Consider the following 2,654-nt stretch of genomic DNA (forward strand, 5'->3'; position numbering starts at 1 on the left):
GAAGATGCTTTGGCCTTAAACAAAACTTCGTACTGGGATGGTTTTTCTGGAGGTGCAGTAGCTCACCGAACTCAGCGTTATGGCGAACCTGTGCCTACCAATGGTCAACGTGCCAACTTAATCAAAATGCATGGTTCAATAGACTGGTTTCTTTGTGAAAAGGGGCATGTCTGGAGAGTCAGAGATAATGATCGCTATCCAAAAGCTGACCGTCGAGTTCTCATCTACCCTCAAGCTACAAAATATATAGCAACCCAACAAGATCCATTCTCTGCACAGTTCGACCTATTTCGTAAAGCTCTAAACTCTCCGAATAGTAATGTGTTAGCTGTGTGTGGATATAGTTTTGGTGATGACCATATCAACAATGAAATTGAGTTCGCCCTATCTAAAGACGACAACAGAACCGTTTTAGTCGCTTTTCTTGAATGCCGAGACGAAATTCCATCCTGTCTAGAGCAATGGCGCAAGTCGAGTTATGGCTCGCGAGTAATTATTGCATCTCTTCATGGTCTCTATGTGGGTGAGCAAGGCCCCTATAAAAGAAAAAACGATGATGATTATTGGTGGACATTTAAAGGTGTCACATCAGTACTTAAAAATGGATGTGAGGTATAAATTATGTTTACACCAACTGATGAGCTGAAAATAGGCCAAGTTGTTGAGGTCTCTGGGACGAGTATCAAAGTTGAAATTTCAGATAAAATCTCTGAGTTAACTAGAACTTTCAACGGTCGAGTTTATCCCATAGGACAAATCGGCAGTATGGTGAAGATCCATTATGGTCGAAAGGTTATTTTCGGTCTAGTTACAATGCTTCGAATGCGCTCTGAAGAGTTGCTAGAGGCTGGTATGCCTATAAGCACTGATTCTGACCAACGACTAATGGAAGTGCAGCTATTGGCTGAAGGTAGTTGGAATAACTCTAGTTCCCAGCTGTCCTTTAAGCGAGGTATTAAGACATACCCACTACCTCAGCAAGGCGTATTTCTATTAACAAACGATGAGATTTCATGTGTTTATCGTTCTGCTGAAGGTGAACGAGAAGAGAAGGTAGATCCATTAGTTCCATTTGCGGTATATAGCGCATCAGAGTCAACAGCTTGCCGAGCGAATATAAATAAAATGTTTGGAATGCACTGTGCAGTATTAGGCTCAACAGGTTCAGGGAAGTCGGGAACTGTCGCAGCAATAATTCATAGTGTTTTGGAGCATAACAGTGGAGAAAAGAACTTCTCTCCACAAATAGTTGTAATTGACCCACATGGCGAATATGGCGCTGCATTCAGTGAAAGGGCTGTACAGTATAGAGCATATGACATCGCAGTAGGTGAAGATAAGCAAGAGCAGATAAAGTTACCATACTGGTTAATGTCAAGCGATGAATTTACTAGTTTGATAGTTGGCAAGACTGAAGAAAGTGCTACTAGCCAAAACAACATCGTTCAAAAAGCTTTAACACATGCTCGTCTGGTTGCGGCTGGCATTGTGCAACCGTGCCCTAGAGAGTTTGCTACCGACATATTGAAAGAACTAGAAAACCATGATGATCCAAACCTTTGTGATAAAAAAGACACATCAGACATCCTTGAGTTTGACAGAGATAAACCAAGACCATTTTGCTTAGATGAGTTTGAGAGTCATATAAGATTCATACAAGGAGGGCGCTTTAAAAAAGGTACTAAAACCCTTGAGACATTGCCACCTACAGATTTAGGGAAAGCTCGTATTCCATCAGTCTTAGATAAGGTGAGAGTTCTCCGAAGAGATAAGCGACTCTCTTTCATGCTGCAATGTTGGGAAGGTGAACAAGATGAAATTAGACTTCACAAGGTTTTAAACCAGCTTGTCGGGGTTCCTGTTGAAGATGAAAAAGACATTAGAATAATAGATATTTCAGGGCTGCCTAACGAAGTTGCAGGCCCTTTAGCTGCCTTGATTGCCAGATTATTGTTTCAATATAAAGTATTTCAAACACAAGAAGAGAAGGAAAAAGATCCAATTCTGCTCGTATGCGAAGAAGCACATAGATATGTGCCTGATCATGGAGAGGCGCAATATGCAGCAGCACAAGGAGCTATAAGACGCATTGCAAGAGAGGGACGAAAATATGGGATTGGCCTTATGCTTGTTAGTCAAAGACCCGCAGATGTAGATAGCACTGTTATATCACAATGTGGCACTTGGGTCGTATTAAGGCTTACTAACTCTGCTGATCAACAGCATGTCGCCCGTTTTCTACCAGATGGTTTATCTGGAATGGTTGGCGCGCTAGCGATTTTGTCACAACAAGAAGCCATATTTGTTGGCGAAGGTGCTGCACTTCCCTCTAGAATCAGAGTTAGAGATCTTCAGAAAAACCAACTTCCAAAATCGAATACAATACCATTTGCTGAAGGTTGGGCTAATGGTCGTCTAGATCTCAAAAAACTTGAAGCTATTGCTGAGCGAATGTGTAGCTGAACAAGCTAAAGATCAGTGCTTATTGCTTGTCTAGTTAGATGCAAGAATGTGGTCAACTGATATTGGCCACGAATTAGTGAATTTGATCACATCGTTAGATGTTCTAAGCATGAGGAAAAGCAAGTCAAATTGACGAGTTAAAAATCAGATTCAAGCTCTTGCTGACTCATTTTGGGGCATTTTCGAGCTAG

The 2,654-nt window shown here is 41.5% G+C and carries 2 protein-coding genes; both read left to right on the top strand.

Annotated elements, in window-relative coordinates; translation table 11 throughout:
• Nucleotides 1–618, top strand: a 618-nt coding sequence (locus tag AB4653_RS03265) for an SIR2 family protein (RefSeq protein WP_372103324.1), incomplete at its 5' end; no start/stop codon positions are given.
• Between the two features lie 3 nt (nucleotides 619–621).
• Nucleotides 622–2,463 (top strand): ATP-binding protein, encoded by a 1,842-nt coding sequence (locus tag AB4653_RS03270; RefSeq protein ID WP_050643987.1) that lies wholly within the window; start codon nucleotides 622–624, stop codon nucleotides 2,461–2,463.
• The last annotated feature ends 191 nt before the right edge of the window (nucleotides 2,464–2,654 follow it).

Origin of the sequence: Vibrio sp. 10N.222.48.A3, assembly GCF_041475345.1 — a bacterium.
Classification (GTDB): Bacteria; Pseudomonadota; Gammaproteobacteria; order Enterobacterales; family Vibrionaceae; genus Vibrio; species Vibrio tasmaniensis_A.

What these genes read in the sequence shown, in the direction of transcription:
- AB4653_RS03270 (WP_050643987.1), top strand. Translation starts at nt 622, where the DNA reads ATGTTTACACCAACTGATGAGCTGAAAATAGGCCAAGTTGTTGAGGTC.